Genomic DNA, 5,360 nt, shown 5'->3' on the forward strand with positions numbered 1-5,360 from the left:
GATCACAAGATCAGCGACAGATCCGCTTCCGCGTCGACGCCCGGTACCGGGTGGCGACCGACGCCGGTCTCACCGGCCGTGTCTACGTCCAGAACGCGGAGCTGCACACACACGGCGTCGGGACGCCCAATCTCGGCCTCGGCGCCTGGCGCGCCGCGGTCATCCTCGACGACCTGACCGACGGCGACGCGTACCGGCTGCCGTCGCCGTCGGCGTTCACGACCTTCGGGGTCCCCGCCCGGTCGGGCCAGCCGGACGGGAATGGCCAGGCCGCCGGCGAGCGGATCGCGCGGCCGCGCGATCCGGCCCCGGTCGAGACGGCCAAGACAGCCGGAACGGTCGGACGTTGACCACGTCATGGTCCGCGCCGCCGCCCGCGGCACCGTCCCCGGGGCGGACCGGGTCGGCGGACCGATGGCGGCAGGCCGGCCGTGCCCTGCTGGCCAAGCTCATCGCTGAAATGGCCTACGAGGAGCTACTCAGTCCGCAACCCGACGAGCCAGCGGATGCCGCGGCCGGGCCGGCGGGCTCCCCGGGCGGGCCGACACCCACCGCACCGGCGCGGACGAGCGACCTCACGGTGCGCGGCGTGGCCCCGAACGGGCGCAGGCACCCCCCGATCGGACGGGGTCCCATCCAGGGTTACCGGCTCCGAGCCGCGGGCGCCACGTACGCCTTCACCGCCCGACGTGGCACATTCGGGTCCTGGTGGATCGATGCCGCTACGCTGACCCGCTCGGTTACGCCGCCCGGCCCGGATGGCAGACCCCCCGAACCGGGCACCACACCGACCGTTCCGGGCACCGCACCGGCGGACGACCCGATCCGCTTCCTCCAGGACATGCAGGTCCTGCTCGGCTGGTCCGACCCGGTCCTCGCCGACGTGGTACGCGATCTGCTCGCCACCCAGGCCGCCGATCATCATCTACTCGGAACGGCGATTCCCGCGGTGGATCTCGCCAATCTGCCGTTCGTCGCGCTCGAGGGGCACCAGACCGGCCATCCCTGTCTCGTCGCGAACAAGGGACGGCTCGGTTTCGGCGCGGCCGCGGCTGTCTACACCCCCGAGGCACGCCGGCCCTTCCGACTGCGGTGGGTGGCCGCACACCGCGCGATCGGGCGGTACAGCGCCAGCGCCCCCGAGGCCAGCGCCCCCAGAACCAGCGGCCCCGGGGCCATCGACCTTTCCGGACAGGGCTCGTCGACCGCGCCTGACCTGCTCACCACGGAACTCGACGAGCAGACCCGCACCCACTTCACCGATGTGCTCCGCCGGGCCCTGCCAGACGATCCACGCCGGCCGGGCCCCGCGCCCGCCGCCGGACCACCCGCCGGTACGACGATCGCCGACTATATCTGGCTACCCGTCCATCCGTGGCAGTGGGAGAACGTAATCGTGCCGCTCTATGCGGCTGAGATCGCCACCGGTCTGCTGGTCCCGCTGGGCGAGGCACCGGACCGGTACCTGCCCCTGCAGGCGGTGCGCACCCTCGCCAACGTCGACCGGCCGGACCGGCGGAACGTCAAGCTCGCGCTGATGATCCGTAACACGCTGGTGTGGCGGGGGATGTCGGCGGCTGACGCCATCGCCGGACCGGCGATGTCGAGCTGGCTGCTCGGGCTGCGCGACGCGGATCCCTTCCTGCGCGATGTGACCCGGGTTCTCCTGCTTCCGGAGGTCGTCGGCGCCACCGTCCGGCACCCGGCCTACGACGCCGTCCCCGACGCGCCCTACCGCCTCCACGAACTACTCGGCGTGCTCTGGCGTGATCCGGTGGAGCGGTTTCTCGACGGCGGGGAGCGGGCGCGCAGCCTCGCGTCCCTGCTGGCGGTCGGCTCCGACGGTCGGGCAGTCGTCGCCGAGCTCGTGGCCCGCTCGGGCCGGCCGGCACACGACTGGCTCGCCGCGCTGTTCTCCGCCCTCCTGCCGCCGCTGCTGCACTACCTGTACCGGTACGGCGTGGCCTTCACGCCGCACGGCGAGAACGTCCTGTGCATCTTCGATGCCGAGGAGATGCCCCGCCGCATAGCCGTGAAGGACTTCGGCGCGGACATCGAACTGGTGTCCGGCGAGTTCCCCGAGCGGCGGGAGATGCCACCGGAGGCGGTCGAGCACTGCCGGCGGTGGCCCGGCCCGGTCCTGGCCCACTCCCTGCTCTCGGCGGTGTTCGCCGGGCACTTCCGCTTCTTCGCGGTGCTCGTGGCGGATCATCTCGACGTGGGCGAGAACCAGTTCTGGCGGCTCGTGCGGGCGACGGTCGACCGGTACCACGCGAGGTTCCCGGCCCTGCGGGAGCGGTTCACCTCGATCGATCTCCTCGGGCCGGCGTTCGGTCGGGTCTGCCTGAACCGCGAGCAGTTCGCGGGCGCCGGGTTCCACGATCGCGCCGACCGGGACGGAGGCTTCGACCTGATGCACGGCGAGGTCGCGAACCCCCTGCACGACGTGTCCACCCTCACGACGGGCCCGGCACAACCGGCAGCCCCGACGGAACCGGCGCCGCCTACGGTATGAACGGAGAACGCATGACATCGTCGCCGGTTCCGACCCCACCATCGGCCCAGGTTCCGGCCCATCCCGACCCCCCGGGCCCGCCTGAGCCACCTGAGCCAACCGGGCGGCCCGCACCGCGGGTCCAGCCCCGCCCGATCGGCCCCGGGTCATCGTCCGATCAGGCGGTCGGGGAGAACGCAGCCGGCCGGGGAGTGCTACGTGACCTGCTGGCCGGAGCCGAACCAGTCGAGGAGATCATCGTCGCCACCGTCGACCTGCAGGGCCGGCTCGTCGGCAGCGCCGTGTCCCCGGAGCACTTCACCGGACCGGTGCTCGCCGACGGCCTCGGCGCCTGCACTTACCTGCACGCCGTTGACGTCGACATGAAGACCGACGGAGGCTACCCCCACTCGCCCTGGTACGACGGCTTCGGTGATCTACGGCTACAGCCCGACCTCACCACGTTGCGCCGCGCACCCTGGCATCCGTCCGACGCGGTGGTGTTCGCGGACGCGTTCTGGCCGGACGGGTCCCCGGTGGACGTCGCTCCCCGTGCCGTGCTGCGTCGACAGCTCGACGCGCTCGCCGACTCCGGTCTGACCGCCTTCGCCGGGACGGAGCTGGAGTTCCTGGTCTTCCGCGAGTCCTACCGTCGAGCTGCGCGGCGCTCCTACACCGATCTCACCCCGGCCAGCCGTTACAACATCGACTACGCGCTTTCCGGCACGGAAGGACTGGACGATCTGGTCCGGCGCATCCGGCGGGCGATGGCCGGCGTCGGGGTGGCGGTCGAGTCCGCGCGCGGGGAGGTCCATCCGGGGCAGTTCGAGATCGTGTTCCGGTATGCCGAGGCGCTGCAGGCCTGCGACAACCACACCCTCTACAAGACCGCCGCCAAGAAGATCGCCGCGGCGGGCGGGCAGGCCCTGACCTTCATGGCGAAGTACGACGGGGGCGAGGGGAACTCCTGCCACGTTCATCTGTCCCTGCGCGGGACGGGCGGGGCGTGTGTGTTCGCGCCGTCCCCCGAAGGTGAGGGGGCGCTCGTCCGGCACCCCGGCTTGGCCCCACCGAGCACCGCACCCCCCGGTTTCCCACCCCCCGGCTCTCGCGACGACACCGCCGGGATGTCCGCGCTGATGTGCTCGTTCGTGGCCGGGCAGCTCGCCTGCATGGCCGATTTCGCGTTGCTGTACGCACCCAACGTGAACTCGTACAAGCGCCTGGCGCCGGGCTCCTTCGCTCCGACCGGAATCAGCTGGGGACGCGACAACCGGACCTGCGCCATACGGGTGGTCGGCGACGGGTCGGGGCTGCGCGTCGAACATCGGGTGCCGGGCGGTGACGCGAATCCCTACCTCGCCGTCGCCGGGATGATCGCGGCCGGCCGTTACGGCATCGAGCACCGTCTCCCGCTCGAACCCGGACGGATGGGCAACGCCTTCACCATGCCGGACCTGCCACGGCTGCCCGCGACGTTGCGGGAGGCGGTGGACGGGTGGCGGGCCAGTGCGGTGGCCCGGGCCGCCTTCGGTGATCGGGTCGTCGCCCATCTGGCCCATGCGGCCGAAGTCGAGCTCGCCGGCTACGAGCGGACCGTCACCGACTGGGAGCGTCGGCGCGGCTTCGAACGGTTCTGACCCCGGCCTGCTCCGGGACGGAGTATTCGCGCAGTCCGAACCGCTGATACAGAGTCCGCAACGGGCCAGGGGCCCACCAGTTGTAGTCGCCGGCCACCCGCATGAAGGCGGGGACCAGCACCCCTCGGATGAGGGTGGCGTCGAGCACGATCGCGAGCGCGGTGGCGATCCCGAACATCTGGATGAACCGGACCGACGAGGTACCGAACGCGACGAAGGTGACGGCGAGCAGCGCGGCGGCGGTGCTGACGATCCGCCCAACCCGGGCGAGCCCGGTGGCGACCGCTTCGGTGTTGGGCGCGCCGGCGTCGTGCGCCTCCTTGATCCGGGAGAGCAGGAAGACCTCGTAGTCCATCGAGAGCCCGAAGGCGATACAGAAGAGCAGGACCGGCATGGAGGTGTCCAGCGGGCCGGGGGTGAAGTCGAGGAACCCGGACAGGTGGCCGTCACTGAAGATCCACACCGAGGCGCCGAACACGGCGCACATCACCAGCCCGTTAAGCACGATGGCCTTCACCGGTAGCAGCACGCTGCCGGTAAACAGGAACAGCAGCACAAAGGTCGCCAGCGCGATCAGCCCGAGGGCGACCGGGAGACGGTCGGCGATCGTGGTCTTGCCGTCTACCAGGACGGCGGATGCGCCACCGATCAGCACACTGGTCCCCACGGGCGCCGGCACCGCACGCGCGGCCCGGACGAGAGCCTGCGCCCGGTCCGACGCATAGTCCACCGCGGGCACAACCTGGAGGGAATCCGCTCCGGCGATCGCGAACCGTCGGCTGGCCGGACCGGACGGTACGACCCGGCGCCCATCGATGTGGGACCCGAGGGCGCTATCGACCCGGGCCACGTCCGGCAGTTCGGACAGCGCGGTCGCGTAGGAGGCGAGCGCGGACCGGTCGATCATGCCCGGCCCGGCGGCCTGGACGACGACGTCGAGCGCGCCGCCGATGTCGGCGGCGAACGCGCCCCGCAGGGCATCACCGACGATCCGGCTGTCCGCCGAGCCCGGCTTCAGCACCCGGTCGTCCGGGGTGCCGAAGTTCACGTGCAGAAAGGGCGCCCCGAGGACGAGCAGAACCGCGATCACCGGCAGGCCGGTGAGTACCGGGTGGCGCATCACGGTGCCGGCGACCTGACGCCAGAACGGCGAGTCGGCCGCCTCGCGCACCACGACGGGCGCCGACCCCACGGGCGCCGGCCCCGCCGCGCCCGCGGACCCGATC

Annotated in this window: 3 protein-coding genes and 1 pseudogene; 3 read left to right on the top strand and 1 reads right to left on the bottom strand. The window is 71.9% G+C overall.

Annotated elements, in window-relative coordinates; genetic code table 11:
* From AC08OQ_RS17390 to AC08OQ_RS17400, 3 genes and pseudogenes are all read left to right on the top strand, one after another.
* A pseudogene (locus tag AC08OQ_RS17390) lies at positions 1–350 on the top strand (lysine 6-monooxygenase); the annotation flags it as partial.
* On the top strand, positions 347–2,515 hold the full coding sequence (locus AC08OQ_RS17395) for an IucA/IucC family protein (protein WP_476602025.1): 2,169 nt from the start codon (positions 347–349) through the stop codon (positions 2,513–2,515). The pseudogene AC08OQ_RS17390 and the gene AC08OQ_RS17395, both read left to right, overlap by 4 nt.
* A gap of 11 nt (positions 2,516–2,526) precedes the next feature.
* Entirely contained in the window at positions 2,527–4,134 is a 1,608-nt protein-coding gene (locus AC08OQ_RS17400; RefSeq protein ID WP_476602026.1) for a glutamine synthetase family protein, read from the top strand.
* On the opposite strand, the gene AC08OQ_RS17405 is transcribed toward AC08OQ_RS17400, so the two are convergent.
* Positions 4,094–5,360 (bottom strand): MMPL family transporter (locus tag AC08OQ_RS17405; RefSeq protein WP_476612210.1); only part of this gene is annotated, 1,267 nt, incomplete at its 5' end. The genes AC08OQ_RS17400 and AC08OQ_RS17405 overlap by 41 nt on opposite strands.

This window comes from Frankia sp. CcCS3 (assembly GCF_977927575.1).